Origin of the sequence: endosymbiont 'TC1' of Trimyema compressum (assembly GCF_001584725.1) — a bacterium.
GTDB lineage: Bacteria > Bacillota > TC1 > TC1 > TC1 > TC1.
This window is the reverse complement of record NZ_CP014606.1, coordinates 1,423,174-1,449,274: the sequence shown is the minus strand read 5'-3', so window position 1 is coordinate 1,449,274 and position 26,101 is coordinate 1,423,174. Positions and strand designations below refer to the sequence as shown.

Annotated in this window: 29 protein-coding genes, 1 tRNA gene, 1 other RNA gene, 10 pseudogenes and 1 riboswitch; of the genes and pseudogenes, 24 read left to right on the top strand and 17 right to left on the bottom strand. The window is 31.8% G+C overall.

Features of this window, described 5'->3' with window-relative positions; genetic code table 11:
• The first annotated feature begins 420 nt into the window (after nucleotides 1-420).
• From galE to AZF37_RS12550, 4 genes and pseudogenes are all read left to right on the top strand, one after another.
• Nucleotides 421-1,403, top strand: a pseudogene (gene galE / locus AZF37_RS09045) (UDP-glucose 4-epimerase GalE).
• 182 nt (nucleotides 1,404-1,585) lie between these two features.
• Nucleotides 1,586-1,931, top strand: a pseudogene (gene tnpA, locus AZF37_RS09040) (IS200/IS605 family transposase).
• A gap of 16 nt (nucleotides 1,932-1,947) precedes the next feature.
• Nucleotides 1,948-2,926, top strand: a pseudogene (locus AZF37_RS09035) (RNA-guided endonuclease TnpB family protein).
• Between the two features lie 1,204 nt (nucleotides 2,927-4,130).
• Entirely contained in the window at nucleotides 4,131-4,259 is a 129-nt protein-coding gene (locus AZF37_RS12550) for a hypothetical protein (protein WP_281178869.1), read from the top strand.
• Here the strand turns inward: AZF37_RS12550 and AZF37_RS09030 are convergent.
• Nucleotides 4,249-5,398, bottom strand: a pseudogene (locus AZF37_RS09030) (IS3 family transposase). The gene AZF37_RS12550 and the pseudogene AZF37_RS09030 sit on opposite strands and share 11 nt — an antisense overlap.
• 18 nt (nucleotides 5,399-5,416) lie before the next feature.
• Here AZF37_RS09030 and AZF37_RS09025 point away from each other — a divergent pair.
• Nucleotides 5,417-5,929 carry a hypothetical protein gene (locus AZF37_RS09025; protein ID WP_162474045.1) on the top strand — a complete coding sequence of 171 codons (513 nt, stop codon included), beginning with the start codon at nucleotides 5,417-5,419 and terminating at the stop codon, nucleotides 5,927-5,929.
• Nucleotides 5,930-6,002: 73 nt separating this feature from the next.
• Here the strand turns inward: AZF37_RS09025 and AZF37_RS09020 are convergent, their stop codons facing one another.
• Together AZF37_RS09020 and AZF37_RS09015 are read right to left on the bottom strand one after the other, a co-directional pair.
• Nucleotides 6,003-6,368, bottom strand: a complete 366-nt coding sequence (locus AZF37_RS09020) for a DUF4180 domain-containing protein (RefSeq protein WP_088370482.1) — start codon at nucleotides 6,366-6,368, stop codon at nucleotides 6,003-6,005.
• Between the two features lie 131 nt (nucleotides 6,369-6,499).
• Nucleotides 6,500-6,967, bottom strand: a complete 468-nt coding sequence (locus AZF37_RS09015) for a GNAT family N-acetyltransferase (RefSeq protein WP_245612106.1) — start codon at nucleotides 6,965-6,967, stop codon at nucleotides 6,500-6,502.
• Nucleotides 6,968-8,325: 1,358 nt separating this feature from the next.
• Here AZF37_RS09015 and ffs point away from each other — a divergent pair.
• Nucleotides 8,326-8,592: signal recognition particle sRNA large type (gene ffs / locus AZF37_RS09005), an RNA gene on the top strand.
• A gap of 105 nt (nucleotides 8,593-8,697) precedes the next feature.
• Nucleotides 8,698-8,979 (top strand): GNAT family N-acetyltransferase, encoded by a 282-nt coding sequence (locus AZF37_RS12930; protein WP_342668657.1) that lies wholly within the window; start codon nucleotides 8,698-8,700, stop codon nucleotides 8,977-8,979.
• 516 nt (nucleotides 8,980-9,495) lie between these two features.
• On the opposite strand, the pseudogene AZF37_RS13530 reads toward AZF37_RS12930, so the two are convergent.
• From AZF37_RS13530 to AZF37_RS13520, 7 genes and pseudogenes are all read right to left on the bottom strand, one after another.
• Nucleotides 9,496-9,696 (bottom strand): annotated as a pseudogene (locus AZF37_RS13530) (TIGR04076 family protein); the annotation flags it as partial.
• 98 nt (nucleotides 9,697-9,794) lie between these two features.
• A pseudogene (msrA, locus tag AZF37_RS08990) lies at nucleotides 9,795-10,266 on the bottom strand (peptide-methionine (S)-S-oxide reductase MsrA).
• Between the two features lie 281 nt (nucleotides 10,267-10,547).
• Nucleotides 10,548-11,084: an alpha/beta hydrolase gene (locus AZF37_RS08985; protein ID WP_088370478.1), complete on the bottom strand. Its 537-nt coding sequence runs from the start codon at nucleotides 11,082-11,084 to the stop codon at nucleotides 10,548-10,550.
• Nucleotides 11,074-12,571, bottom strand: a pseudogene (gene glpK / locus AZF37_RS08980) (glycerol kinase GlpK). Before glpK ends, AZF37_RS08985 begins: the two are co-directional and overlap by 11 nt.
• 11 nt (nucleotides 12,572-12,582) lie before the next feature.
• Nucleotides 12,583-12,819 carry a carboxymuconolactone decarboxylase family protein gene (locus tag AZF37_RS08975; protein WP_088370477.1) on the bottom strand — a complete coding sequence of 79 codons (237 nt, stop codon included), beginning with the start codon at nucleotides 12,817-12,819 and terminating at the stop codon, nucleotides 12,583-12,585.
• Between the two features lie 145 nt (nucleotides 12,820-12,964).
• Nucleotides 12,965-13,153, bottom strand: coding sequence for a pirin-like C-terminal cupin domain-containing protein (locus tag AZF37_RS13525; RefSeq protein WP_425425471.1), 189 nt, complete (start codon nucleotides 13,151-13,153; stop codon nucleotides 12,965-12,967).
• A gap of 46 nt (nucleotides 13,154-13,199) precedes the next feature.
• Nucleotides 13,200-13,679 (bottom strand): pirin family protein, encoded by a 480-nt coding sequence (locus AZF37_RS13520; RefSeq protein WP_425425429.1) that lies wholly within the window; start codon nucleotides 13,677-13,679, stop codon nucleotides 13,200-13,202.
• Between the two features lie 347 nt (nucleotides 13,680-14,026).
• On the opposite strand from AZF37_RS13520, the gene AZF37_RS08965 reads away from it, so the two are divergent.
• The 7 genes and pseudogenes from AZF37_RS08965 (at nucleotide 14,027) to AZF37_RS08935 (ending at nucleotide 17,517) form a co-directional block, all read left to right on the top strand.
• Nucleotides 14,027-14,641 (top strand): TetR/AcrR family transcriptional regulator, encoded by a 615-nt coding sequence (locus tag AZF37_RS08965; protein WP_088370476.1) that lies wholly within the window; start codon nucleotides 14,027-14,029, stop codon nucleotides 14,639-14,641.
• Nucleotides 14,634-15,338, top strand: a pseudogene (locus AZF37_RS08960) (ABC transporter ATP-binding protein). The gene AZF37_RS08965 and the pseudogene AZF37_RS08960 overlap by 8 nt, the downstream one beginning before the upstream one ends.
• Before the next feature lie 42 nt (nucleotides 15,339-15,380).
• A complete protein-coding gene (locus tag AZF37_RS08955) occupies nucleotides 15,381-15,893 on the top strand; it encodes a hypothetical protein (protein ID WP_088370475.1) in 513 nt (170 codons plus the stop codon).
• A gap of 1 nt (nucleotide 15,894) precedes the next feature.
• Nucleotides 15,895-16,254: an ABC transporter permease family protein gene (locus AZF37_RS08950; RefSeq protein WP_162474044.1), complete on the top strand. Its 360-nt coding sequence runs from the start codon at nucleotides 15,895-15,897 to the stop codon at nucleotides 16,252-16,254.
• On the top strand, nucleotides 16,185-16,616 hold the full coding sequence (locus AZF37_RS10755) for an FtsX-like permease family protein (protein WP_162474089.1): 432 nt from the start codon (nucleotides 16,185-16,187) through the stop codon (nucleotides 16,614-16,616). The genes AZF37_RS08950 and AZF37_RS10755 overlap by 70 nt, the downstream gene beginning before the upstream one ends.
• Entirely contained in the window at nucleotides 16,595-16,981 is a 387-nt protein-coding gene (locus tag AZF37_RS08940) for a hypothetical protein (protein ID WP_172793110.1), read from the top strand. Before AZF37_RS10755 ends, AZF37_RS08940 begins: the two co-directional genes overlap by 22 nt.
• A gap of 35 nt (nucleotides 16,982-17,016) precedes the next feature.
• Nucleotides 17,017-17,517, top strand: coding sequence for an FtsX-like permease family protein (locus AZF37_RS08935; RefSeq protein WP_088370471.1), 501 nt, complete (start codon nucleotides 17,017-17,019; stop codon nucleotides 17,515-17,517).
• Between the two features lie 137 nt (nucleotides 17,518-17,654).
• On the opposite strand, the gene AZF37_RS13515 is transcribed toward AZF37_RS08935, so the two are convergent.
• From AZF37_RS13515 to AZF37_RS12925, 7 genes and pseudogenes are all read right to left on the bottom strand, one after another.
• Nucleotides 17,655-17,723, bottom strand: coding sequence for a hypothetical protein (locus tag AZF37_RS13515; protein ID WP_425425470.1), 69 nt, complete (start codon nucleotides 17,721-17,723; stop codon nucleotides 17,655-17,657).
• A 29-nt stretch (nucleotides 17,724-17,752) separates the two neighbouring features.
• Nucleotides 17,753-18,226, bottom strand: a complete 474-nt coding sequence (locus AZF37_RS08925; protein ID WP_088370470.1) for a hypothetical protein — start codon at nucleotides 18,224-18,226, stop codon at nucleotides 17,753-17,755.
• Nucleotides 18,227-18,277: 51 nt separating this feature from the next.
• Nucleotides 18,278-18,412, bottom strand: a pseudogene (locus AZF37_RS13510) (HTH domain-containing protein); the annotation flags it as partial.
• Between the two features lie 412 nt (nucleotides 18,413-18,824).
• Complete coding sequence (locus AZF37_RS08915) at nucleotides 18,825-19,217, bottom strand: PH domain-containing protein (RefSeq protein ID WP_088370469.1); 393 nt, start codon at nucleotides 19,215-19,217, stop codon at nucleotides 18,825-18,827.
• A gap of 92 nt (nucleotides 19,218-19,309) precedes the next feature.
• Nucleotides 19,310-19,385 (bottom strand) — tRNA-Met (locus AZF37_RS08910).
• A gap of 184 nt (nucleotides 19,386-19,569) precedes the next feature.
• The gene (locus tag AZF37_RS08905) at nucleotides 19,570-19,944 is read right to left on the bottom strand and encodes a hypothetical protein (protein ID WP_088370468.1); all 375 of its coding nucleotides are present in this window, start codon (nucleotides 19,942-19,944) and stop codon (nucleotides 19,570-19,572) included.
• Between the two features lie 150 nt (nucleotides 19,945-20,094).
• Nucleotides 20,095-20,646 (bottom strand): cysteine-rich small domain-containing protein, encoded by a 552-nt coding sequence (locus AZF37_RS12925; protein WP_088370467.1) that lies wholly within the window; start codon nucleotides 20,644-20,646, stop codon nucleotides 20,095-20,097.
• A 220-nt stretch (nucleotides 20,647-20,866) separates the two neighbouring features.
• On the opposite strand from AZF37_RS12925, the gene AZF37_RS08895 reads away from it, so the two are divergent.
• The 10 genes and pseudogenes from AZF37_RS08895 to purB all read left to right on the top strand — a co-directional run bounded on the left by AZF37_RS08895 (nucleotide 20,867) and on the right by purB (nucleotide 25,982).
• The gene (locus AZF37_RS08895) at nucleotides 20,867-21,028 is read left to right on the top strand and encodes a hypothetical protein (protein WP_162474043.1); all 162 of its coding nucleotides are present in this window, start codon (nucleotides 20,867-20,869) and stop codon (nucleotides 21,026-21,028) included.
• A 25-nt stretch (nucleotides 21,029-21,053) separates the two neighbouring features.
• The gene (locus tag AZF37_RS08890; protein ID WP_088370465.1) at nucleotides 21,054-21,407 is read left to right on the top strand and encodes a hypothetical protein; all 354 of its coding nucleotides are present in this window, start codon (nucleotides 21,054-21,056) and stop codon (nucleotides 21,405-21,407) included.
• The gene (locus AZF37_RS08885; RefSeq protein ID WP_088370464.1) at nucleotides 21,404-21,814 is read left to right on the top strand and encodes a leucine-rich repeat domain-containing protein; all 411 of its coding nucleotides are present in this window, start codon (nucleotides 21,404-21,406) and stop codon (nucleotides 21,812-21,814) included. Before AZF37_RS08890 ends, AZF37_RS08885 begins: the two co-directional genes overlap by 4 nt.
• Before the next feature lie 553 nt (nucleotides 21,815-22,367).
• Complete coding sequence (locus AZF37_RS12920) at nucleotides 22,368-22,520, top strand: tocopherol cyclase family protein (protein ID WP_342668655.1); 153 nt, start codon at nucleotides 22,368-22,370, stop codon at nucleotides 22,518-22,520.
• Nucleotides 22,499-22,639 (top strand): hypothetical protein, encoded by a 141-nt coding sequence (locus AZF37_RS11930; RefSeq protein WP_245611953.1) that lies wholly within the window; start codon nucleotides 22,499-22,501, stop codon nucleotides 22,637-22,639. The genes AZF37_RS12920 and AZF37_RS11930 overlap by 22 nt, the downstream gene beginning before the upstream one ends.
• Nucleotides 22,640-23,073: 434 nt before the next feature.
• Nucleotides 23,074-23,570: pseudogene (purE, locus tag AZF37_RS08875) on the top strand (5-(carboxyamino)imidazole ribonucleotide mutase).
• On the top strand, nucleotides 23,570-23,911 hold the full coding sequence (locus AZF37_RS08870; protein WP_088370463.1) for a hypothetical protein: 342 nt from the start codon (nucleotides 23,570-23,572) through the stop codon (nucleotides 23,909-23,911). Before purE ends, AZF37_RS08870 begins: the two are co-directional and overlap by 1 nt.
• Nucleotides 23,866-24,216 carry an ATP-grasp domain-containing protein gene (locus AZF37_RS08865; RefSeq protein WP_088370462.1) on the top strand — a complete coding sequence of 117 codons (351 nt, stop codon included), beginning with the start codon at nucleotides 23,866-23,868 and terminating at the stop codon, nucleotides 24,214-24,216. The genes AZF37_RS08870 and AZF37_RS08865 overlap by 46 nt, the downstream gene beginning before the upstream one ends.
• Nucleotides 24,217-24,286: 70 nt before the next feature.
• A complete protein-coding gene (locus tag AZF37_RS08860; protein ID WP_088370461.1) occupies nucleotides 24,287-24,679 on the top strand; it encodes an ATP-grasp domain-containing protein in 393 nt (130 codons plus the stop codon).
• 10 nt (nucleotides 24,680-24,689) lie between these two features.
• A complete protein-coding gene (purB, locus tag AZF37_RS08855; protein WP_088370460.1) occupies nucleotides 24,690-25,982 on the top strand; it encodes an adenylosuccinate lyase in 1,293 nt (430 codons plus the stop codon).
• Between the two features lie 6 nt (nucleotides 25,983-25,988).
• Nucleotides 25,989-26,090, top strand: a riboswitch (purine riboswitch).
• The last annotated feature ends 11 nt before the right edge of the window (nucleotides 26,091-26,101 follow it).

Below are 26,101 nucleotides of genomic sequence, written 5' to 3'. Positions count from 1 at the left end.
TGAAATAGTAAATCAGAAGTGGTGACAATTTTGAAAAAAGATTAATATATATTATTGACAATCATAATTTTTATTGTTAAGATAAATTTCAATTAATATAAAATAATGTTAAATGAATTAAAACTTAAACATAGTGTTTAAGTATCCTCAATTGGATGATTCAATATTATAGATGAAAGAAATAAGTTTTTTGTCAGACATTATTGTTTTTCAATTACTTATACTAGTTTAATATGCATGGAAAATAATAGCTATGTTTTATTTAAACTGAGAATAATTCCAGTGTATTTGTTTGGAAACACTGTAAGCTAATCATTAGATGATATTTTAATATCCTTTCATAAAATGACAGGGTTTTGTGGCTTTTCAAAAAGAAAAACATTATCATTTCACAATATAACAAGTTAAGGAGAAAAGAATTTGAAAAGAAAAATTTTAATAACAGGCGGAGCTGGCTATATTGGATCCCACACAGCAACCGCATTGCTCAATGCTAACTATGAAGTGTATATTTTGGATAATTTATCAACTGATTCGCTTGAAGCGGTTGATAAAAGAGCTATTTTTGCGAATTAGATGTATACAATGAAAAAGATTTAAAAGAATATTTAACAAAAAAAATAAAATTGAAGCAGTTTTGCATTGTGCGGGGGAAATTGTCGTTAGTGAAAGTATTGATAACCCAAGCAAATATTTTTCAGCAAATGTTGCAGGAATGAACAATGTCTTAAAAGTTTTAGCTGAATTAAATATAAATAGAGTAATGTTTTCTTCAACGGCCTTCGGTTTATGGTAATGATTGTATCAATTGCCCGGCCACTGAAAACACTGTTCTAAATCCTATTAATCCATATGCAGAAACAAAACAAATGGGAGAAAGGCTTATTTATTGGATGTCAAAAAGATATAATTGGAAATATATAATTTTTAGATATTTTAATGTTGCAGGAGCAGAAATAGATGCTACAAATGGATTGCGAATAAAAAATCCTACACACGCTATCCCTAATATAAATAAAACTGCTTTACAACAAAATGATATGTTTACAATATTTGGAGAAGACTATGATGCTAAAGATGGTTCGTGCATAAGAGATTACATACATGTGCTTGATTTAGCCTATGCACATGTATTAGGATTTAACTATTTGTTTGATAAAAATACTAGTTCTGAAATTTTTAACTTAGGGACTGAAAAAGGATATTCTGTCAAAGAAATATACGTAACAGCTACAAGTATTTTAAATAAAGAAATCCCATGCAAAATTGATAAACGTAGAGCAGGAGACCCTGCAAGCGTTTTAGCTAATACTGCAAAAGTTAAAAAGCATTTATCATGGAAACCTAAGTATAGTCTAGAGGATATAATTATGTCAGATTATAATTGGAGAATTAATTACTAACTCAATAAATAAATTTAACTGATTTAGGCAGAAGTTGCCCATCCTCTGTAGGTGGGTGATGAATGCCATTCAGTATGAGGATTATCTTTGGTGATTTAAAAACCGACAGATAAGACGTGTTGCCTTTATATTTTATTCCATGTTACAAAATCTAGTCTATATAAGAAAAGAGTTGGTATAACATGGAATTGGATACAAATAATTATTCAGTGTTTCTTCTCTGCAATCATCTTTTTTAGTAACCAAATATCCTAGGCAGGTGATTGATGATGAACTATCTGATTATGCTAAAGTAGCGTTTGAGCGAATATAAAAATCATATCACATAACATTAGTTGGGCGGGATTATGATAAAGACCATATTCACATCATGTTCAAAGCTCGACCTAAAACAGAATTAACAAAATTTATCAATGCTTATAAAAACGCCTGTTCATGATTGATAAAACGTGAGTTACCTAGAAGTAAAACACTTTCTATGAAAGGGAGTAGGAATATATTCAAAATCAAGGAAACAATCATAAATAGAAAGTAGATGAACCTTATTAAGCGATTAAAAGCATATAAATTCAGACTATATCCAACAGAAGAGCAAGAAATTTTCTTTGCTAAGTCTTTTGGTTGTGTCCGTAAGGTCTACAATCTAACGTTTAAAGATTGAATGAAATAGATATGAAGAAACTAAAAACGATTCTTTTAAAGAAATGAGGTTTTCAACTCCTGCAAAGTATAAGACAGAGTTTCCTTTTTTGAAGGAAGTTGATAGCTTTGCTTTAGCTGAAGCATATAAAAATTTCTTTCGTGATAAATCCATTGGATTTTCTCGGTTCAAAAGTAAGAAAAACCTGTTCAGAGTTATACAACGAATAATCAAAATGGAACAGTTGCTTTGACGGATAATAAATTCATCAAATTGACTAAATAGAAGTCCTTAGTTAGAGTTAAGCTTCATAGATAGCCTAAAGGAACTACTAAATTCGCCACGATTTCCAGGCATTCAAGTGGTAAATACTATATTTCTTTGTTATGCAAAGAAGACATTGTTGAGCTACCCAAAACAAATTCTGTTCAAAAATGGAGAAGAAACTAAAACGTGAACAATGAAAACTATCAAGACGAGCATTGTTGGATAAAAATAAAGTAATGAATCAACGTACGGATTTTCTAAATAAGTTGAGTACAGAAATTATCAAAAATCACGATACTATCTGTATTGAGGGCTTAAACATAAAAAGTATGTTGTGTAATCATAAATTATCAAAAAGCATTTCTGATGTATCTTGGTCTGGTTTTGCCATTAAACTACACTATAAAGCAGAGTGGTATGGACGTGAAATTATCAAGATAGATACATGGTTTCCATCAAGTCAAATCTGTTCATAATGCGGACACAAAGAAGGTAATAAAGCTCTCAAAATTCGTGAGTGGGCTTGTCCAGAGTGTCATACTCATCATGACCGAGACATTAATGCGAGTATAAAAACATACTGACCGAAGGTCTACGAATACAAGCATTTGCTTAGATACAATCAAGAACCGTAGGAACTACGGAGATAGCTTGACAAATAAGAGAAACTGCTATTAGCCTGATTCTAATTAAAGGATTGATTGAAACACGTTCTGTTTTTGGATATTAAAGCTATCAGAATAAAATTATAGCTTTCCAAAAGCATGAAAAAGAGATAAATTAGCAAAAGGGCAAAATGCTATTGAAGCTAACATAAAAGACGTGACAGACAGCAAAATTCTATTATCTGATGATGAAACATAATTAAATCTATTTTCAAAAAATTACAAAACAATTTCTTCAGGTGGTGGAAGAATTGACTCACTATGACGTTGGGAAGAGTGGAAACGGAGTGGCGATTCTAAAAACTGGTAAAGAAATTGATAATATCATTAAAAATTTATAATAAAAAATCAAATAGACAGTGTTTTTATGACGCTGTCTATTTTTATATATAACACTAGCTATATATAATAGAGGAACAAAAAAGGAGAGAAATAAATTCAATTCCTGCATATAGCTTTGCTGGGAAATTAATGATGAGCTGAGAGTAAAAAATACTAACAACCTATTTTAATTATGCTTTTAGAAAGCGCGAAGTACAATAAACATTAACAGTTAACAAATACAAAAAACTTTAAACTTGTAAAAGTAAAATAAAAAAATGTTACCCTCGCCGTCGAAAGCAGAGTAACAATTTTCTAAGCAAAAGATACGTGTAAATACGCAAATAATTATGCCTATTTACTAATAAACGTAACCTCTAAGTACATATTAGCATAGAAAAAATATACAATCAACCTAAAAAACAAATATTATTACCAAATTATCATAAAAATATGATATTCGCTTAATTTTTATCTACTACATTCTGTAGCATTCAATAGTAATGGAAATTATGGTTTTAGTTGTTAATTTCAATTAAGTTAAAAATAACAAGCAATAGTCAATTAAACCATTGACAACAATTAGTGATTGAGAAACTAATAAATATCTTCCTTGCGTGTTAGATTTAATAAAGATATCCAATGGTTATCCTATGCGATAAGAAAAAACTAGTAGAATTGCCTGATGAAATTTCTGAAAAAAGGGGAAAGGAATGCCGGCATCTAAAGAAAAAATATTTACCATTCAGTTAGAAGAAAAAAGAGAAAAAATCGTTAAAGTAGTGGCAACAAGCGAAAGCAGAGCACTTTTAAAGCTTTAGAATCAGATAGATAATGGTGACATACTTAAGTGATAAAGATGAGTGTGGCTATTATACAATGGGTGTAACATCATTTAAACTATTTGAAAAAGACTGGAAGAATGTCAATAGAGTAGATAGAAAAAGTGAAATTAAGTTTTAATAGAAGTGAAAAAATAGTCTTCTTTGGAATTAGGAGAAAGAATGTTATTAGCAGAGTGGGGACGTATAGGGGGTTGTAGAAGCCCTCAATGTGTTCAAAGCAGGAAAGCTTAATTTGAGCAAAGGAAGAAAAAGACCTACGAAGAATTTCTTCTTTTTTCATATATTTAAAAAGGACTCAACGACAGCATTGTCCCAAGGATGAGAAAGCTTAGAAAAAGATTGAATGATACCAAAAGAATCAAGGAGCTTTCTAAAGATAAAAGAAGTATATTAGGAACCTCTGTCAGAATGAAAAATAAGAGAAGTAGAAGGTTTTTGAGAATAAAAGGCTTTGATAAAAGTATCCTTAACAAGAGAAGTATCAATTTTAAGAGAGAGCTTCCAAGCAATAATTTTACGAGAAAATAAATCCATAATAACACAGAGATAAGCAAAAGAGGCATTTAAATTAATATAGGTAATGTCACTAGCCCAGACTTGATTGGGCTGAGGAACATTAAAATTTTGATTTAGGTAGTTAGGGCAATCAAAATTGGGAATAGACCTCGGATGAATAAACCGAAGTTTGATAGTAGGCATTTTAGGAAGATTCATGTCAGTCATCAGGCGGCTCGCTCTACCAATACTGATGTTGATGCCATAGTCATAGGAAAGAAGAGCCTTAATCTTAGATGGGCCAATACGTCTCTTAGTAAGATGACAAATCTCCGAGAATAAGCTGACGGAGTTTTTAATTCTCAATAGTTCTAGGAGAAAGTTTTTCCGAAAAGTATTTGTAATAGGAGCTGCGGTTCACTTTAAGGACATGACAAAGAAAAGAGATAGCGTGCTGAAAACGAAGGGTATGAACAGCCATTAATCTTTGTCTGAGTGAGGCGTGAATATGGCAATTGCTTTTTTTAAAATGATATTTTCCTCCTAGAGTCGAGCATTACGCTTTTGAAGATCCTTAATCTGCTTAGCGGTTAGAATAGTATCATCATCAATTCTAACCTGAGAATAAAGTTTAATCCACTTGTGTAAAGCAGACATGGAGACACCATATTCTTTAGAAAGTTGGGATTGAGTTTTACCGTTTTGGTGTAAATTAACAATACTTTTTTTAAATTCTTCATCGTATTTCTTGTAATTATTCATAATTTTATCCTTTCTTATGTGTCTACTTATTTAAAACATGTTTCACTTTTTCCTGTCTACTTTTTTAGTATATGTCCAAAAGGTATTATTGCAGAAACATTAGGCGCTACAATAGATGAATTGTTAAATGGAAAAGAAGATAATGAAGACGAAGAAGCAAAAGATAGTCCAGATAATAAAAAAGAAAAACGTCCATATTTTGGACTGATTCCTGGTGTTGTCAATAAAGACATTCATGGTGATGTAGGTAAAATAAGAGGTGTTGTTAATGGTGATATTTATGGAGATGTTAAAGGAAGCATTATGGGAGAGGTTAATAATGTTTATGGCCACCAGTGTATTTGGCAGTGTATGGGGAACGGTAATGGCGATATTACAGGCTATATAGGTGGAAACTTGTGGGGCATTGTAACAGGTTCTGTAAAAGAAGGTGTTCATGGACGTTTTGGGGGCAAGTTCTTGGAGCTGGTATTAATGAAGATAAGAAAAAGAAGGGCAAGATATAAGAGTGTTGAATATAGGTTGCTTTAATAGATATAATTGATTATTTTAACTAAAGAAAGAATCTACTAGTTATTTGCAGATTCTTTCTTTAGTTAAAATTTTACTTACTATGTAGTGTCTCAAGGGCTTTATCTTCATTTTCTAAAAAGAAAACATTGTTCCCTTTATTAGACTCATACATAAAGTCTTTAAGGCTTTTATTATTGTAGATAGAAAAATCACCAATAATAGCAATTTTTATACCATAGTTAGTATATTTTTGAAGAATTTCTCCAGCAAGACCTGTTTTCAAATCAAAAAATTCTTCTGTTAAAGCTTCTTTGTGAATTAAAATTTTATGGCAACCATATTGATAGTTAACAGTAGCCATTAAGTCTAGAGCTTCTTGTACATTTTCAATAATTACATTTAAATCATTTACAATTGCTACTTTTGAATTACCTCTAATATCCGTTGTAATAGTCATTGTCTTTCCTTTCTGAATTAAAATTGCATCTATTAATTATTATAACATCAATATTTTTCTGTAAATGAGAAGCATTGTATTGGATTTATAGTAACTATATTAATCTCTATGAAGCTCTTTTACCCTTACACCTAAAGTAAAGAACCAGGATCCAAGGGTTTTAGCATAGGTTTTTTTATTACATGTTTGTATGAGTTAATAAAAAAATTAGGATCTTTCATTAATAGAAGGCGATAATTGTAAATATTTAGAAAAACATTTTCGACTAATGTAAAATTACACTTTTCGTAAAAAGAAATGCGTTTTGTGCGAATTTTAAAATCAACAGCATCTTTTGCATATTTGGGGTCTTCTACTTCAAGGAGCAGTGACTTGTTTAATATGTGTTTTCTAAAAAGTTCAATCATTTTACTACCATATCCTTTTGAACGAAACTTTGGTTCAATTGCTAAATAGCATATATGGATGCCATCATATTCTTCAATTTCTGTATAGGTTACATAGCCAACTACATTGGTTCCATCTTTTAATAGAACAGCATAAACACTTTTTTTGGATAGCCTTAATAAACATTTTTTGTTAAACTTGTTTTGGAAAATCCCGTTCCATACTATCTAATAAATTGTTAATTTCATTTTCTTTAATTTTTTATTTGGAGATTCATTATAAATCACTTCCTGTTTTTGTATATTAATTAAATTTATTTACTTTTTTCCTTTTTTGCAATTGCTTCATAAAAGTTTAAATATTCTTGACTGATTAAAATATCTTTGGGAGCTAAAATTCCAATGTCATTTATTAAAAATGGTGAATGTTGAATCCAGGGATTAAGCATATTGTGCTCAACATGAGAAATTTTTTATACTAAGTTGATTTTCTGGAATACAATCTTGGTAAATTTTCTTAGTTTCTTTTGAATCTATATTACAATCGTATTCTCCTAAAATTAAGTAAATCCTTGATTTTATTTTTTTAATTCTGCAGTAGCATCAGCGTGAATATTTTTTCGGATAAAATTGTATCTTTCTTCATTATTTTCATAGCTTCCACTATTTGAAATATAGTCTTGATGACTTTCATATTTTAAAATTAAATTAATGTCGTTGTGGAATTTCTCCTTCTCAGCTATTATCTCATATTCATCTTTTTCATCAGCTTCTAATTCTTTTCTGAAAAAATATTGGTAGTTGCCTAGGCTGTATTAGACCTTCATCAATGAATAACTTAGGGTATATTTGGATATATCCATTAATTTTACAACTTCTCCAGTTGCTAAATAATTCATAATTGCCTCCTTTAATTTCATTATAAACTGCGTGGTTAGTACACAGTCAAGCAAGATATTTAGAATATTAAAATTTTTTTAAACTATTTTAATTTCGAGTAACTTTGCTAAAGCAATGGCTTGTTCTTGATTGACTATTGCTCCTTTTATATCATCAATTAATAGATAAATATTTTCAATGTTAGAAGTCTATAAATCAATATCTTTTAAAGGACTGTTGGTGAAAACACTTTGTTTTAGGTTACAATTATTAAATTCCACTGATAGGGAACTATTTGAAAAGTTACTATCTTTTAGGAGGCATTTATTAAACTGAGTAGTTTTCATATTACATAAGGGGATATTCAGATAAGAGCAGTTACATTCGTAAAAACTTGTATTGCGGATATAGCAGCCGTCTAATTTACTGCTTCAGCATGGTAGCCTTTAAGGTATTCATAATATTGGTTTTCGAATACGCAACCATTTATAGTTAATTCCTCACGATTATATAAGGCAAGCGCCTCTTCTAATGGTGTATTTTAAACAGCTACTTAGGAAGTTGCGGTCTTTGAATTTTCATATCTATACTCCTTATTTCAATCTTTACTCTATTCTAACATAATATTGTAGTTTAAATTTCGCCTTAATTAGGTTCTTTTTTTAGTTAAAATATGCTAGAATAGAAAGATGTTGTACTAGATGGGGAGCTAGCGGTTCCTTGTAACCCTCAATCCGCTATAGAGGGATTGAATACCTGTCTGAGGGATTAAGGTTTAATATTAATTGGTAAATATGTGGTGTTGATAATTGAGCCCTTTGCGACGAGAGCCCATGAACCCTGTCAGATCCGGAAGGAAGCAGCAGTATGTGGATACTTTTGGGTGCTGAAGGTAAAACTTGATTGGAGCTAACGTTTATTTGATTATATTAATATCTTGTTTCGACGACAGGGTACAACTTTTTTAATTTAAGATAAGGATTTAAAATGCCATCAATATATTGATGGCATTTTATTATTTGGTTTTGGAGGTTAACTTTTTAATTTAATGAGGAGGAGCTATAATGAATAATCTTATTTTGCTCAAACCGACAAAGGAGCATGAAACGGCTGCTTTAGAATATTTGGAAGAACATTTATCTATTGGAGAACAGGACTTACATGGTGCTTCATTGCTTGAAAAAATGAATACTTATAGCGATTGGCTAGAACATCTTGAACAACAATCCCATAAAGATACTTTAAATTTAGACTGGGTAGTTTCTGGTACCCGATTTGCTATAGATAAAAGGACAAATAGAATAATTGGCATTATAGATATCCGGTATGAACTCAATGCTTTTTAGCCAATTATGGTGGACATATTGGTTATGGCGTAAGACCTTCTGAATGACAAAAAGGCTATGCTACTGAAATATTAAGTTTGGGATTAAAATTCTGTAGAACAATACCTTAAAAAAAGTGATGTTGGCATGCTATCAGGATAATATTGCCTCTAGTAAAACCATTATTAAGAATGGGGGGGCATAGAAGATAGGTCATTTTTTCATACAGATGGAAAAATAGTTCAAGCGTATTGGATAACTTTATGAATGACGTAATCTATTAAAAAAATAAAATAAGGCAGCGAAGATTATTTTAATCAAGCTGCCTTGAATGTTCCCCTTCCAATAATACAGATTTAATTCCTGGATATATGGTCATTAATAGTGTTAAAACCTGCTTTTTAGAATAACCAGATTATTGCTTTTAGCTTTTTTATTTAAATTTTTGAGCCTAAAATGGCTGTATTAAAATAATCAATTCCCTAAATATAGAATTAGAACAGGTTGGTTTCAAATTTTTAATTACTTTTGTGTTTATTAAATTATTGAAATCTTAAAGATTACAGATCTTTTAGCATTGGGACAACAAACAGTTGTTTCCCTTTTTTTAGAGTCCCAAGGATGTCTTCCTCCTAATTCAATGACTCTCAGATGAGGCCAAAGTGTATGAAATGCAGTAGAACAGAAGCCTCCTGGACACAATTCAAATCCTATGTCATAGGTTTCTCCCTTCTTAAAAAAGGATAGGGTCCGCCTTCTGCATCGGGGCTTGAGACTATTGTAATTTTAACTTTTTTGGTTCATTATAGCTAATATCCATTTATACTTCCTCCATACTATAGTTTAATATGACAATAACCACCAGGATTTTTTTTTGCAAATAGTCTTGATGATAAGTCTCTGCTTTTAAATAATTCTTTAAAGGTAATACTTCATTTACTATAAGTTTTTGGTATTTTTCTTGTTCTATTTTTAATGAAGCTAAAATAATAGGTAAATCTGTTTCATCTATATAATAAATACCAGTCCTATATTGTGTTCCCTAATCATTACCTTGTTTGTTTAGGCTTATTGGGTCAACAATAGACCAATATTTTTCGAGCAAATAATTTAAGGAAAATGTTTTCTCATCATAAGTAATTTTACAGGTTTCTGCATAGCCTGTCGTGCCTGTTACAACTTCATCATAAGTAACAGGGTTACCATTGCCATTGGCGTAACCTACCTCCGTTTCAATAATACCATTGATTTTTTATAAAATGCTTCAACTCCCAAGAAACAGCCAGCAGCTAAATAAATTGTTTTCATTAGTAATCCCCTTTTTCTTTTAATTTATTGTAAACTTCTAAAACACCCTTTCCATAGTTTCCCACAGGGTCTTGGTCACCAGAAATCATGAGAATAGGCATAGTTTTAGAAATAGAATCAAACCATGTCGTATCATTAGCTTTCTTGTTTAAAGTAGCTAGATCTTTAAAGCCTGATGTTATAAATACAAATTGAGCGTAAGGGTCTTATAAATACAAATCTACAATATCTGTATCTTTCGTGAGCCAGTCTTTAGTCGTTCGAGGATTAGTAATTTTTTGTTAAACTGGCCTAAAACAATTTGGTCTAGCTTTTGAGAATGTTTTTTCGCCACCTACTTTTGCAGCTAAGGATGCAAGTGTAATGCCAATATTGGCAACTGCTGTTGGTTCTCCTGTTCCACTAATTATGAAACCATCATACGCTTCTTTATAGGTTGTTACACAGACTCTGGCAATAAAGGACCCCATAGAGTGTCCAATTAGAATATGAGGAATATTAGGAAAATCCTTTTTTATTAGTTGTCCAAAATTATAAAGGTCGTTAACTAAAGCTTGATCGCCATTTTCAGTTTTGAAAAATCCAAATGTTTCGTCAGGCCCTACGGACTTTCCGTGTCCGATATGGTCATGACCGCAGATTACATATCCTTCTTTTACAAGGAAATTCATGAATTCATTATAACGGCCAATGCGCTCTACCATGCCATGGCTAATTTGAATTAAAGCTTTAGCTTCATTTGTTGGCCAATATACAATACCTGAAATTATACTAGTTCCATTACTGCTTTTGAGTGTCTTTAGTTCTTTATTCATCATTTTCTACCTCTTTTAACCAACCTTCAGAATGGTTAATTGCTTTTTCAGTTTCTTAATTCTTTTTCCCTCTTTTGATTATCCATTGATGGTGAAAATGTTTTTCTACTGTTTCAATTTTTTTAAGGATAGTTATACTTTCCCAGAAGCCAATAGCTAGACCTGCTAAGTAAGCAGCCCCTAATGCTGTTGTTTCTAAAATAGTAGGTCTTTGAACAGGATAATTACTTATATTGGCTTGAAAACTCATTAAGAAATCATTACTGCTTGCTCCGCCATAAACTTTCAAGCGTTTTACAGGAATGTCTGTATCGTTTATAATGGCTTCAAGAAGGCTGTTACATTGAAACGCAATAGATTCTAAAGCTGCCCTAATAATATGCTCTTTAGTTGTTCCACGTGTTAATCCAAGTAGCGTTCCTCGAGCATACATATCCCGGTAAGGAGCGCCTAAACCGGTGAAAGCAGGCACCATATAAACACCTCCAGTGCCTGGAACACTGACAGCATAACCATGTGATTCCGCTGCACAGTTTAACAATTTTAATTCGTCTCTTAGCCATTGGATTATAGCACCACCAGCAAAAACACTACCTTCAATAGCATATTCAACAGGTCCATTGCTAGCAGCTATCGTAGTTAACATACCATTGTTGCTATAGCATGGTTTTTTGCCTGTATGCATGAGCGTAAAGCAACCTGTACCATAAGTGTTTTTTTACATCACCAGAATGAAAACAGGACTGACCAAATAATGCTGCTTGTTGATCACCAGCTACTCCTGTAATTGGAATGGCTTAACCTGCAATGTTAACTGTACCATAATATTCACTTGAGGAGTGAACAGAAGGTAATATTGATTGAGGAATTGAAAAAATTCAAGAAGATATTTATCCCAAACGCAGGTCTTAATATTGTAAAGCATAGTTCTAGAAGCATTTGCTCTATCTGTTTTAAAAATAACACCATCAGATAGCTTCCACATTAACCAGGTGTCTACTGTTCCAAAAAGCAATTTTCCTGCCATTGCTTTTTCACAAGCTCCTTTTATATTTTCTAAAATCCAAATAAGCTTAGCGGCGGAAAATCAAGCATCTGCAACAAGTCCGGTATTTTCCTTAATGTAGGGTTCTAAGCCAGTTGCTTTTATTTTTTCACAAATAGGAGCGGTTTCGCCTACATTGCCACACAATAGCGTTGCAAATAGGTAAACCTGTATCTTTATCCCAGACGATAGTCGTTTCTCTTTGATTGGTAATGCCAATAGCAGCAATTTGATTAGGAGAAATATTGTTCTGAGCTAAAACTTCATTTAGAACCCCTAATTGGGTACTAAAAATTTCCATTGGATCCTCTTCAATCCAACCATCCTTTGGATGAATTTGATTTATTTCTTTTTGAGAAATACCAACAATTTCTTGATTTTTATTAAAAATAATGGCTCTAGAACTTGTTGTACCTTGATCTAAAGCAATTACATATGGTTTCATTTAATTTAATCCTACTTTCTATAAGCATCTAAAGCAATACCCAGTGATGTAGTAACTATTTTGCCTGCCACAGGTAATCCCATTAATATAGCACTGATGAGTTCATCTTCAGTACCCTTAGCATTTTTGAGTTGCTGAACATGGTGTGGAAGTCCAGTTTCTAAACCTAGTGCTGCTAAAAGAGAAACATAGATTAATTCTCTTGTTTTCTTATTAAGGGTGTTTGTTTTATCTAAATCTTGAATCATAGTATTACAGATTTGACCAAAACCATTGCCTTCCTCTAAAACAATTTGAAAATCATTTTTGTATCCATTGAATAATCCTCACTTTCTATTGTGGCTGATAAAAATATTTTCTTCTAATTGTTTGAATGCGGTATTTAATTCTTCTTTAGTATTCATTACAATAGGTCCCCCAGGCAATGGGCTCATTTAGTGGTTTACCTTCTAATAGTATAAAACGCATTCCCTCGTTACCAGCTTTTATTTCAATATAGTCACCAGGATTAAAGAGAACGGCTCTTTTATTTTCTATATAGCCTTCATTATTTTCTTCAAAATAGCCATTGCCTTCAAAAATATAGACAAACAGTGTATTGTCAGATGTTGATTGATAGTGCCAATTACTATTTTTTATCTAATGTTACATCTAAATAAGTGGTTTCAACATACTGTCCTGTCAGTGGTGCTTTTACATGTTCATAGTTTCCTGCAAGCACTCTGACGATTGAACCTTTTTCTTCAATAACTGGAATATTGGTAGCTGTGATAGCGTGATAGTTAGGCTCTACCATCTTATATTTTTGTGGTAGATTAATCCAGAGCTGAGACCCTAGCATTCTTTTCGTTGGTTGAGGATATTCTTGATGAATAATACCATTACCAGCTGTCATCCATTGATATTCACCGCTTTTAATGAGACCTTCATTGCCTAAACTATCTCCATGAGTCATTTCGCCTTCAATTAAATAGGTAACTGTTTCAATTCCTCTATGAGGGTGCCAAGGAAAGCCTTTTTCATATTCTTCATGATGAGTAGAATCAAAAGCATCTAACATTAAAAAGGGATCAAAATCTTCTGTAGTCACATTGGATAAAACTCTCACTAAGCGTACGCCGGCACCATCTACAGTTGGATAACCAGTTACTACTTTTTTACTGTTCTTCTTTTCATATTAATCACCTCCGAGTATATATTTATTGTTTGTATTATATCATAAATACAGCATAAGGTTGTTCCCTGATGACTCATTATAAAAAGATGCAAAATAGGGCTTCAGCAATTAAGCTGAATCCCTATTTTAGGCAAATTATTTTTTAAGTATTTTTGTGATGATAAATAATCCTATTCTTATTAATAGGATACTATTTTATAAATGTTGAGTTTTTTAAACAAAAATATTGACTGAATAACAGTCAGTATTGTATTATAGATTTATAAGGAGGGGATAATATGGTGAGAATTAGTAAAGCGCCTGAGGAAAGAAGGCGGGAAATTATTTTGACTGCAAGAAAACTGTTTTTTGAGAAAGGCTATAATAATACATCTATAAAAGATATAGTTGGAGCATTAGGTGTAGCACAAGGTCTTTTTTATTATTATTTTAAATCAAAAGAAGAAGTATTTAAAGCAACTATGGAAGAGTATGCTGATGAATATATTTATAGAATTGAAAAAGTTTTATTTAATGATGCATGGAAACTTCCTAAGAGAATTATATTAGCTTTTCATGAATTTTTAGAATTAGAAAATCAGGGTAAGGATGCTTTTTTAGCAACAATTCATGATTCAGAACATCAAGAACTTCATGATAAAATTTCTCTTCATGTTGTAGAAGCATTAACTAACCCTGCTATAGAAATTTTAAAAATAGAGGTGTTAGAAACAAGATTACAGATAGAAAACATAGAGACTACAGCTCGTTATTTATTATATGGTATTTTTGGAGTAATTCATCAGGAGATTTCTATTAATGAAATAGAGGAAAATGTTCCGAGTCTCATTAAGTTAATAGCAGAGACATTAGGTATGTCTAAAGAACAATTTATGGAGGAAGCCTATGCATAAACTAATAGAGGTAAAAAACTTAACGAGAAGATATATAGTTGGTGAAGAAGAAGTTTTAGCTATTGATGATTTAACATTTGAAATACAACAAGGTGAAGTTGCGATAATTTTAGGACCATCAGGTTCTGGCAAGAGTACTTTATTAAATATTTTTGGATGGGATGGATAGAGGTACCTTAGGTCATGTCGTAATTGGGAATCAGGATATTAGTAAATACAGTGATAAAGAATTAAACACCTATAGAAGAACAGATATTGGTTTTGTTTTCCAATTCTATAATTTGATGCCTAAATTAACTGCTTTAGAAAATATTCAAGTATCAGCTAATATCAGTCTCCAACCAATGGATTCAGAAAAAGCGCTAAACTAGTGGGTTTAGAAAATAGAGGAAACCATTTCCCTGATGAATTATCTGGAGGAGAGCAGCAAAGAATTTCAATTGCTAGAGCCATTTCTAAAAATCCAAAAATTCTATTATGTGATGAACCTACAGGTGCTTTAGATAGTGAAACGGGTAAAACTGTATTGAAGACAATTTGGGAGATGAGTAAAAAAGGTGGACAAACTACTATTATTGTTACTCATAATGCTGCCATAACTGAAGCAGCTGATAGAGTCATTCATTTAAAAGATGGTAAAATTATTAAAAATGAAATTCAGAGTAATCCTTTATCTTTAGATGCGGTGAAGTGGTAATGCTATTAATAAAAAATGTTTAGAGATATTTGGAAGAACAAAATGCAGTTTTTGACTATATTTTTAATGATTACATTAAGTGTTTTAGTTTTTTCAGGTATTGATAGTGTTAGATTAGGATTGAAAAATAATAGTGACGTTCTTTATGAAGAAACTAATATTGGTAATTTATGGTTTATTGCTAAAGGCATTACTGAAGAACAGTCTAAAGCTATTAAGGATACTGAGGGTGTCCTTAGTGGAGAACGACGTTTTAGAAATAAAATTGCTCTTATGGATGACCAGCAACTAGAGTTAATCAGCCCAGAAGAAAATCTGGTTTCTAAGCCCTTTGTTTTAGACGGTTCAGTTTACAGTAATAAAGGAGAGGGTATTTGGTTAAATCGAGAATTTGCAAAGGCTAATGATTATGTTGTAGGTGACTTTATTAAAATTGCCAATCAGAAAGTAGAAATTAAAGGCATTATTCTAAGTAGCGAGAAAATAAATGGTTCCAGTGCAGATGCTTATGTAGTTGATCATAAAAAATGGCTATGGGTACCTTTTCTCCCCTGAGATGAGTAAAAGTTTGTTCGGTCAGTATATTGGCAATGAACTGGTTTTAATAGTGGAAGATGATGTAGATCAAAAAAACATTATTGAAAAAGCAGAATTAACTTTAGGCACTGCTTATTTAATGTCATTTTATTCAACTTCACAATTCAGCATTCATCAGGTTACAGAAAAAGTAAATCAATTGACTAAATTCACTTATATTTTCCCAACATTATTTTTTGTATTAGCTATTTTGACAATGTTGACAACAATGACTCGATTAGTCAATAATCAAAGAGTGCAGATAGGAACATTAATGTCACACTTGGCTATAGTGACTTTAAAATTAGGATTCATTATTTATTCTATGGTTTTTGGCTAGGTGTTTTTGGAGGGGTTTTAGGTATTGTTCTTGGTTACTTCATAATACCGCCTGTATTAATTCCTATTCTCAGCAGTGTATTTAGTCTCCAGTCATGGAGCCATTCCATAACTTCAGGTAGTTTTATTGCTGTGCTAGTGATTGTCTTAACTTGTTGTCTGGCTATTTTGTTTTCTGTTGGTAAGAAAATAAGGAGAATGCCAGCGCAAATATTGAAAGGGGATTTACTGAAGAAAAGCAAGCATAGTATTTTTGAGAAATTAAAGCCTCTTTGGAAAAACTATCTTTTGAAAATAAAAGTATTATTAGGAATGTTGGCAGAAATAAAATCAGGTCAATTATGGGCATTATTGGTGTCCTAGGCTGTATGATGTTAATTTTAGCTGGCCTTGGCATGAAGAATTCCATGAGTTATACTATTAATGGTACATATTCAGATTTTTATCAATATGAAAATAAAATTCTTTTAAATGAAGGTCCTAGAAGCAGTTTAGAGATTGAGGATCCTTATAGAGAGAAAATAGAAGAGGGTACACTGGAGATTAAAAATAAGGATGAGTCAAAAATTCTAAAGTATACTGTAGAAGAGCAAAGTCAGTATTTGTTACTTAAAGATGTGAAGGGTAATGCTCTTGAATTACCATCTGATGGATTTGTAATATCAGATGAAATTGCTTCTAAGCTAAACTTAAAAGTGGGGGGGATACACTGGACTATGCAAAGCTAGGAGATGAATGGCAACATGGAAAAGTAGGCGCTATTATGCGGGTGACTTTACCAAGTAATATAATTGTAAGTAAAGCTTATTGGGAAAAACAGGGTCATTCATTTAATGTTAATAGTTTGCTTTTAGGGATTGAAAGTAACAAGAATCAGTATACTACTTTAGACGATTTTAAAGAGCTTATTTCTAAGAATTCACAAATAGAGGCTATGAAGGATACTTTTGCTAGTGCTGATGCCGTTGTTTATATTCTTATTTTAGGGGCTATTGTATTAGGCACAACAGTAATTTATAATTTAGGACTTTTAAATTATTCTGAAATGATGAGGGATTATGCCACCTTAAAAGTACTGGGCTTTTATCCAGGAGAAATCCGTTTGCTATCCTTTAAAGAAAACAGTTTTCTTTATGTAATCGGTTGGCTTCTAGTTATTCCAGCTGGGCAAGGATTTTTAAAAATTTATATGGGTGTTTTATCAAATGATTCTATGATTTTTTTCCTAAACTTAAACCTTCAAGCTATCTTATTGCTTCAGTAATAACCTTAGTAACGGCTATAGGAGTTAACTTAATATTAAGTTTGAAAATAAATAAAATTGATATGGTAACTTCCCTAAAGTCAGGGGAATAAATAAGGAAGGAAAACTATTATGTTTTCCTTCCTTATTTATATATTTTATTTTTTAAGGGGCTGACAAGCAGGGCAATAATAGACATTACCACCTAAATAAGCTTTTCGCTCAATGATACCACCACAAACAGGACAAGGATTTTTTAGGGTTTTTTAGAAAGGATAGTTTGGTAACCGCCTGTTTCGCCAAATAGATCTTTCTCAGTATCCCTGCCACCTTCACCAGTCATTTCAAATAGTGTTTTCTTAATACTGAAAAATAGTGCTTGTATGTCCTTTTTACTTATAAACTTTAGCTTTGTTTGAGGATGGGTTCTAGCATTAAAAAGGATATCCTGTAAAACACCATTACCTAAACCGGGTATTCTTTGTTCAGTGACTAATAAAGCTTTTACACTGATGGTGTTTTTAGCTTCAGCTAAGATTTTATTAAAATAAGCTTCATTAAAAGCATCTGTTAAGGGATTGGGTTTTTCTTTTGCTACTAAATAGTAAAAATTAGTATTTTCATTTTCTTTAAAGAGGAGCATACAACCATACATTTGAATGGTACAGACTATTGCTGTGCCATCATCAAATTGAATATAGAGTTGGTGTTGTTCTTCTTCAGTTAACATGGCTTTATTTAGAATATAGTCCTGATCTAAAAATATGCCTCCATCTGCTCCTTGTTTAGTATAAATAGGGATGCCTGCATAGCTTAAGATATTAATATCCCTAATTATTGTTCGGATTGAAACTTCAAACTCTTCTGCTAAATATTTGGCGGTTGCTTTTTTATTATTTAGTAGAAAATAGGTTATTTTAAATAGTCTATCAATTTGCGTTTGGCACCTCCTTTTGTATAGTATAGCAGTTTTAAGTTAAGAGGGATACATTAGAAACAGTGAGTTAGCACTCGCTAATTAATAATAAATATGATATAACTATTATAAATATGGAATGATTTCATTTTATAATACAGTAATAAGGGGTGAATTGTTTATTTATGCTATTTGAAGTTATGAACTTAGCCCATTGGGCAGCTATAGCAATTTTTATTTTTACTTTAACATTATTATTAATAACTGGTTTTGCTTTAGGCAGACCATTCAATAAAATAAAATAAAATTGAATAACAGAAAAAAGAGGCTTTAGCCTCTTTTTTTATAGTTAATTTTACAAATTTTGATGCAGGGTTATCCTTATAGTATTGCTATAATATTTGCTTAAAATTTAGAGCATTGCTTTAATTGTCTTGTATAATTCAAAACCTGCTTCAGTTTCATTTTTATGAACTTTAATAGAAATAGGTGCAGAATAAGATGTATGTTCCGTTACAACGGTATTTCCATTTAGGCCGATTTTTATGTCGAAATCACGATCAAAGATTCCGGCAGTTTCCATGGATATATAGTGTAGTGCTTTGACAAGGAAAAACTTGTATTCTATTCTTTTTCCCGTTAATCCCTGAGCATCAATATTGTAAATTCCTCTTGTTGTAATAACAATTTCATCTCTCATAAACTTAAATACATTGATTAAGATTTCGTCATCACAAAATAAGCGTTCTACATCATATGCTGAAGTACTAGATATTGAAGCTTTTCCCATAAGTTTATCTAACATATTTTCTCCTATCTTTTTTATATTTTATTAAATGAGTTTGACTAAAATAAAAAAGAGCTTAAAAATCAACTGATTTCCAAGCTCTTTTAACATGGTTGCGGGAGCAGGATTTGAACCTGCGACCTTCGGGTTATGAGCCCGACGAGCTGCCAGCTGCTCCATCCCGCGATACCACATAATAATAACCTAAATAGGATACTTTGTCAATAACTTTCAGAAAAGTATTTGGAAATATATTAGTCACTAAAGCTTTTTATAGACAATAGGGGTTTAAATATAGTTGATCTTCTAAGTAAGTGAAGCAAAAAAACGAAAGATTCACCAACCTTTATTTCTCCAATATTATGTTCAGCTAAAAGGAATTAGAAAGAAATGCTTGAAATGACTTATGGTCTGAACCTTCATCAGTTTGTATTCCTTCGATATAGATTGCTTCTGGTGTACCACGCACTATTTTAACTTCACCTTTTATTTTATATACATGAAGAATGCCTTTTGAGACATCGTCATATATTTGATTTAGGCTAGGTTTTGTTCCTAGAATAGTTTCTTCAGCTAATGAAATCATTTCTTTCTCGAAAGGGCTATCTGCATATTCTTCGTATTTCATTTTATAGAGACCATTTTCATCCTTTTCCAAATATCGACCTTCAGAAATTGATTTAGCAGTATCAATACCAATAAAAATACAGACAATTAAAACGATGATTGAAATAATGATTCCCATTAAAATAAGTATATTCCCTCTAGACGTTTTCTTTTTTTGCTAACAATAGGAGACAGGTTATGAGTGTAAATAAACTGAGGACTGCTATAATCAGCAAAATTATAGCAGTTGTTATCCATGTAGAAACCATATTTTTCATCTCTTCTATTTTTAAGTATTTAAAGATAATTTTTTCATAATATAATCATAATTTTTTTCTGCATGAGGCAGAGTGCATTTGATACAATTTTTAACATCATTTTCCAGGAGCGAATAATTACCGCCACAATTTTCTAGACGATAGAGAGGGCAATAACAAAAAAGACAACTGAATTTATTTTCATTCTTTACTTTATGACAGGGAAAATACTTACATCCTTTATTTTGACAAAATTTATAGCTGTATTCCCATTCCTCAAAATAGATGTTTTCTGATATTAAATGAGCCACTTGTTCAAGAGCTTTTCTTTCATATTCAGTAAAGGCAATTTCTTTACCAATGGTCCACTCACCAATTTTTTTTACAAGAAAAGTTAGACTATCAACTTCCAGTTGTTTTTTTCTTTCAAATGAAACAGCCTTAATTATTTCATTTTGTCTTTTAAAAAAGAAATTTGATTCAACTAGATTTGGAAATTCTTTTGTTAATACTTTATTAATTCTAATAAGGGTTTCTAAATAGTGCTTTTTTTCTTCTAGTATTGTGAAAATTGTTTTTAGCATGAGAGTACCTCCCCTTCTTTAGCCTTATTCTATATTAATTTTCCAAATAGATAAATGGTTTTAGCTAAAATGATTGACATTAATTATGATTCAAGCATATAATATGATTAACTATAATAATTTAATGTATTAAATAATAGCTAATGGTGTGTGGAGTAATGGAGTTTAAAAGCTATGTTATGGCGTTTTGCTTTATAAAAGGTATGCTTTTATAGTTTATGTGGCAGTGACATTAATTGAAAATATTAATAAATTTGTAAACTATGAAGTGATTGCTGGTTATCGGTTTAGTGCTCATTTTGCTTATTTATTTAGTATTTTCTTTTGTAATGAAAAAATGGGCAGGTGGTACCCTTTGCATACTTTTGAAATAATGAAATGAGAAGTTTTAGCGAAGGATAGAAGATATGAAAAAAGTGGAAAATGCTTTTCTTAAGTTATATTATAATTTTGTTTATTTTTTTATTGGTTCTGTTTCTGTTCAGGGCGCGGAAGTTGGTAAAACATATTCTGAATTATTTGAGGATCAAAATTTAGGGAAAATTGTAGCAGCTATCAGCAACAAAGGTTTAGGAGATAATCCAACTGAAGAGGAGCTTAGTAAAATTACTAAGCTTGTTATTCTTGAGGGTAAAAGCAATAGTGATTTTCAGATTGTTTCTCTTAAAGGACTTGCTAATCTTAAAAATTTAAAACATTTAGAGATTACCAATAATTTAATTAAGGAGATACCAAGGGAAATAGGGAGTTTAAAAAAATGACTTTCTTAAATTTAAATTATAATGAAATTACTGTTTTACCAGACGAAATAGGTGATGTTCATCATTTAAATGAAATTCATTTAAATAATAATAAGATTAGTAAATTACCGGGAGGTATGGGTAATTTATTTAGTTTGCATTTATTAAAATTGAGTCATAATGCTATTGAGGATATTTCTGATGATTTTTTTAATATGCGTTATTTGAAGAAGTTTAATATTGATAATAAATTGGGAAATTTGAGTACGGCTGGATTTTTAAGGCTCCCTCACATTGAGGAGTTTATCTCCAATGATAATAGTATTGTAGTGGATATAAAGGCTTTTATACTAAATCATTTTAAAAACAATGCTTTGTATAAGAAAATTATGGATTGTATTTTTATGAATTGGCCAAAAAAAATATAAGGAATGGGATTGCCCATTCCTTTTTTATGTTTAAGAGTTTAGATAAATAATATAGTATATACAGTTATTAGGATATTGAAGGGTTGGGTATACAAATGAAGTTAACAACAGATATATTCTACCATGGTAATAAGAAGAAAAGGAGTTTTTTGAAGGTTGGTACTTGAAACACCAAGTTGGCAAGTATGTGTGTGCTTTTATTCCAGGCATTTCTATTGAAAAAGATGGTTCGCGAAAATCATTTATTCAGATAATAAATGATTATAACTCTCATGTTCTTTTTTTAAGCCAGAAGAGTTTAGTGCAAGAAAGGACTGTTTTCATGTTGACATAGGCAATAATGTTTTCAGTGAAAAAGGAATTGAAATTAATATTGATGATAAGGAAGAAGCGTTAAGGGTAAAAGGTAAAATAAATTATGGGTCTTTTAAGCCTCTGGAGAAGAGTTGCTATGCACCTAGTATTATGGGTCCTTTTTCCTATCTAAATTTTTTAGAATGCTATCATGGTGTGCTAAGCTTAGAACATGAATTAGAAGGCAATTTAGAATGGGATGGGAGAGAGACAGACTTTTCTGGTGGTAAAGGCTATATTGGAAAAAGATTGGGGAAGGTCTTTTCCCAGCGCTTATATTTGGATTCAGTGTAATGTGTTTCCTACGGAAAATGTGAGCTTCTTTTTGCATTGGCCAATATACCTTTATTAGGAGGTAGCTTTTTAGGCTTAATTTCTATTCTTTCAGTTAGGGAAAAAGAATATCATTTTTCAACTTATGATGGCGGTAAGGTAGAGTCTATTGTTCGCAAAAATGGAAAACTAACTTAACTATAGTAGTTAGGCAGAAAGAATATAATTTAAAGGTTGAGGTAAAAGGTGAGTAAGGAAAAGAGTTTCTGGTTCCAATAGAAGGTCATATGGAGGCTAGAATTCGAGAAAATGCTAGTGCTCTGCAGCAATTGTTACATTAAAGAAAAATAAAAAAGTTATCTTTAAAGGGGATGGCTATTTTGCTGGCTTTGAATCTGTTGGAGAAGTAATGGGATTTAGCTATTAAATAGAGGGCGTTCCAGTTGAAAAATGAAAGAAATCATGTTATCATTACCTAGTAGGTCGCTTTCTAGAACTTGTGAAGTTATTGAATGTGGAGGACAGACATGATTTGGAAAATGAAGCTTAAAAATAATAGGATAAAAATGAACCACTCGTAGAATCTTTTGCGGGTGGTTTTTATGTTATTTCAAAGTTAAAGGAGAGATGAAATGGTAAAAGTAGGGATTATCATGGGCAGCAAATCAGATTTAGAAACCATGAAAGAAGCAGCTCAAGTATTAGAATCATTTAAGGTGCCCTATGAAGTAAAAGTGGTATCAGCTCATCGCACCCCAGATTTAATGGTTGAATACAGTAAAAATGCTAAGAAAAGAGGACTTAAAGTTATTATTGTTGGCGCAGGTGGGGCTGCTCATTTACCTGGTATGGTAGAAAGCTATGACGACCTTGCCTGTTATTAGGGTACCTGTACAATCTAAAGCATTAAGTGGATTAGATTCCCTTTTATCGATAGCCCAAATGCCTGGCGGTGTTCCTGTAGCCACCGTTGGCTATTGGTAAAACTGGAGCAAAAAATGCAGGTTTATTAGCTGTTCAGATTTTAGGAACAACAGATGATACACTGGATTTTGCATTAGATGCCTATAGAGAAGTTATGAGAGAAACTATTTTAGCATCTGAGATTAGCAGTGGGGACTTAGAATAATGCAGGTTATTTTACCTGGTAGTAACATTGGAATTGTTGGTGGCGGACAGCTAGGGAAAATGATGACATTAGCGGCTAAAGCTATGGGTTACTCTGTTATTATCTTAGATGAACAAGAATCAGGACCGGCAATTGAAGTAGCAGATAGTCATATAGTAGCTTCCTTTAAAGACGAGACAGGTTATAAAGCATTAGAAAATAAAGTAGATGTTTTAACTTATGAGTTTGAAAATATTGATAATTTAGCTATTCTAAAGGATATGGATTATTTGTATATTCCCCAAGGTAATGAAACATTGAGAATAACTCAAGATCGCTTGGTGAAAAAAATGCTATTTTAAAAGCAGGTGGTAAAGTTGCCCCCTATAAACAGGTGAATAGTTTTTCCGACTTAGAAGAGGCTGTCAAAGAGATTGGTTTTCCCTGCGTTTTAAAAACACGACAAGATGGTTATGATGGTAAAGGACAAATTGTACTTAAAGGTAAGAGACAGCTTAAAAGCTGTGTTGCTCTTTTAAAAGTACCTTGCATATTAGAAGCATTTATCTCTTTTGATTATGAAGCCTCTGTTGTAGGAACTCGGGGTACAACAGGAGAAGTTAAGCTATTTCCAATAGGCTATAATATTCATAAAATAATATTTTAGCTGAAACAAAAGTGCCTGGACCTATTAGTACAAAGGCAAGGAAAGCTATTGAGAAAAAGCTTTAGAACTTATTAAAGCTTTAGGATTTTATGGTACTTTAGCTATTGAGTTTTTCATTAAAGGCAAAGAGATTTATATTAATGAAATGGCGCCTCGACCTCATAACTCAGGACACTATACAATAGAGGGTTGTTTTACCAGTCAGTTTGAACGGCATATTAGAGTCATTTGTGGATTGCCTTTAGGTATAACAGATTTAATTGCTGAAACCTATATGTATAATTTACTAGGACAGCATATGGATAAATGTTTAACTTGGCTTAAAGAAATGCCTGCAACAAGTCATGTTCATCTCTATGGTAAAAAAGAAAGTAGAGAAAATAGGAAGATGGGCCATGTTACTTTTGTTAAAAGTACTGAAGAAGATAGAAATATATTCAAAGAAAAGGTTCTTAAAAATTAGGAGGATATAAATGATTACTCGTTATAGTAGACCCGCAATGAGAAAAATTTGGGAGGATGATAACCGTTTTAAAGCTTGGTTAGAGGTAGAGATTCTAGCGACTGAAGCTTTTAGTGAGCTTGGCGATATTCCCAAAGAAGATGTAAAAAAAATTAGAGATAATGCAAGTTTTTCTATTGAGAGAATTTTAGAAATAGAGGCTGAGACTCGTCATGATGTAGTTGCTTTTACAAGAGCCGTTGGTGAGACCTTAGGATCAGAAAGAAAATGGATTCATTATGGTTTAACTTCTACAGATGTTGTTGATACAGCCTATGGTTATTTATTTAAGCAAGCCAATGATATTCTAGAACAAGATATTGAAAAATTAATGGCAGTTTTAAGAAAACAGGCTATTAAATATAAAGAAACCATTATGATGGGAAGAACCCATGGCATTCAAGCTGAGCCAACAACTTTTGGCTTAAAATTCCTATTATGGCTTGATGAAATGGAGCGTAATTTAGAGCGTTTTAAGTTAGGTCGAAAAGGTGTTGAAACAGGTAAAATGTCTGGTGCTGTTGGCACTTTTGCCAATATACCTCCTTTTGTGGAAGAATATGTCTGTGAAAAACTAGGTATTAGTCATGCGTTAGTGTCTACACAAGCTCTTTCAAGAGATAACCATAGTTTCTATATGGCTACTTTAGCTTCTATTGCTACAACTATTGATAAAATGGCAATTGAAGTCCGTCACTTACAGCGTTCAGAAGTAAGGGAGGCTGAGGAGTTTTTCTCCAAAGGTCAAAAGGGATCAAGTGCTATGCCTCATAAGAGAAACCCAATAGGTTCTGAAAATATGTGTGGCTGTGCAAGGGTAATTAGAGGCTACATGGTAACAGCTTATGAAAATGTGGCTTTGTGGCATGAAAGAGATATTTCTCATTCATCTGCTGAAAGAATTATTGTACCAGATAGTACTATGCTTCTTGACTATATGCTGAATCGCTTTACAAATATTTTAGATCAACTAATGGTTTATCCTGAGAATATGCTTAAGAATATTGATAGAACATTAGGCTTAACATTTTCACAACAAGTTATGTTAGCACTAGTTAATAAAGGCTGGACTAGAGAAAAAGCTTATGATACGGTTCAACCTCTGGCAATGAAAGCTTGGGAAAATAAAATTCCTTATAGACCGTTAGTTGAAGACTCTAAGGGAATTGGCGAGGTTTTAACTAAAGACGAAATTGCTGGATGTTTTAATCCTAAATATCATTTAAAAAATATTGATGCAATTTATAAGAGAAAAGGACTATAGGTAGTTATTTAAATTAAATAATAAGTATGTATATCATTGATAATAAGGTTTGATAGTTTCTAGCTGCTAACCGTAAACAAGCAGGCTACATAATTTAGTAGAGATACACCAGCATCTCT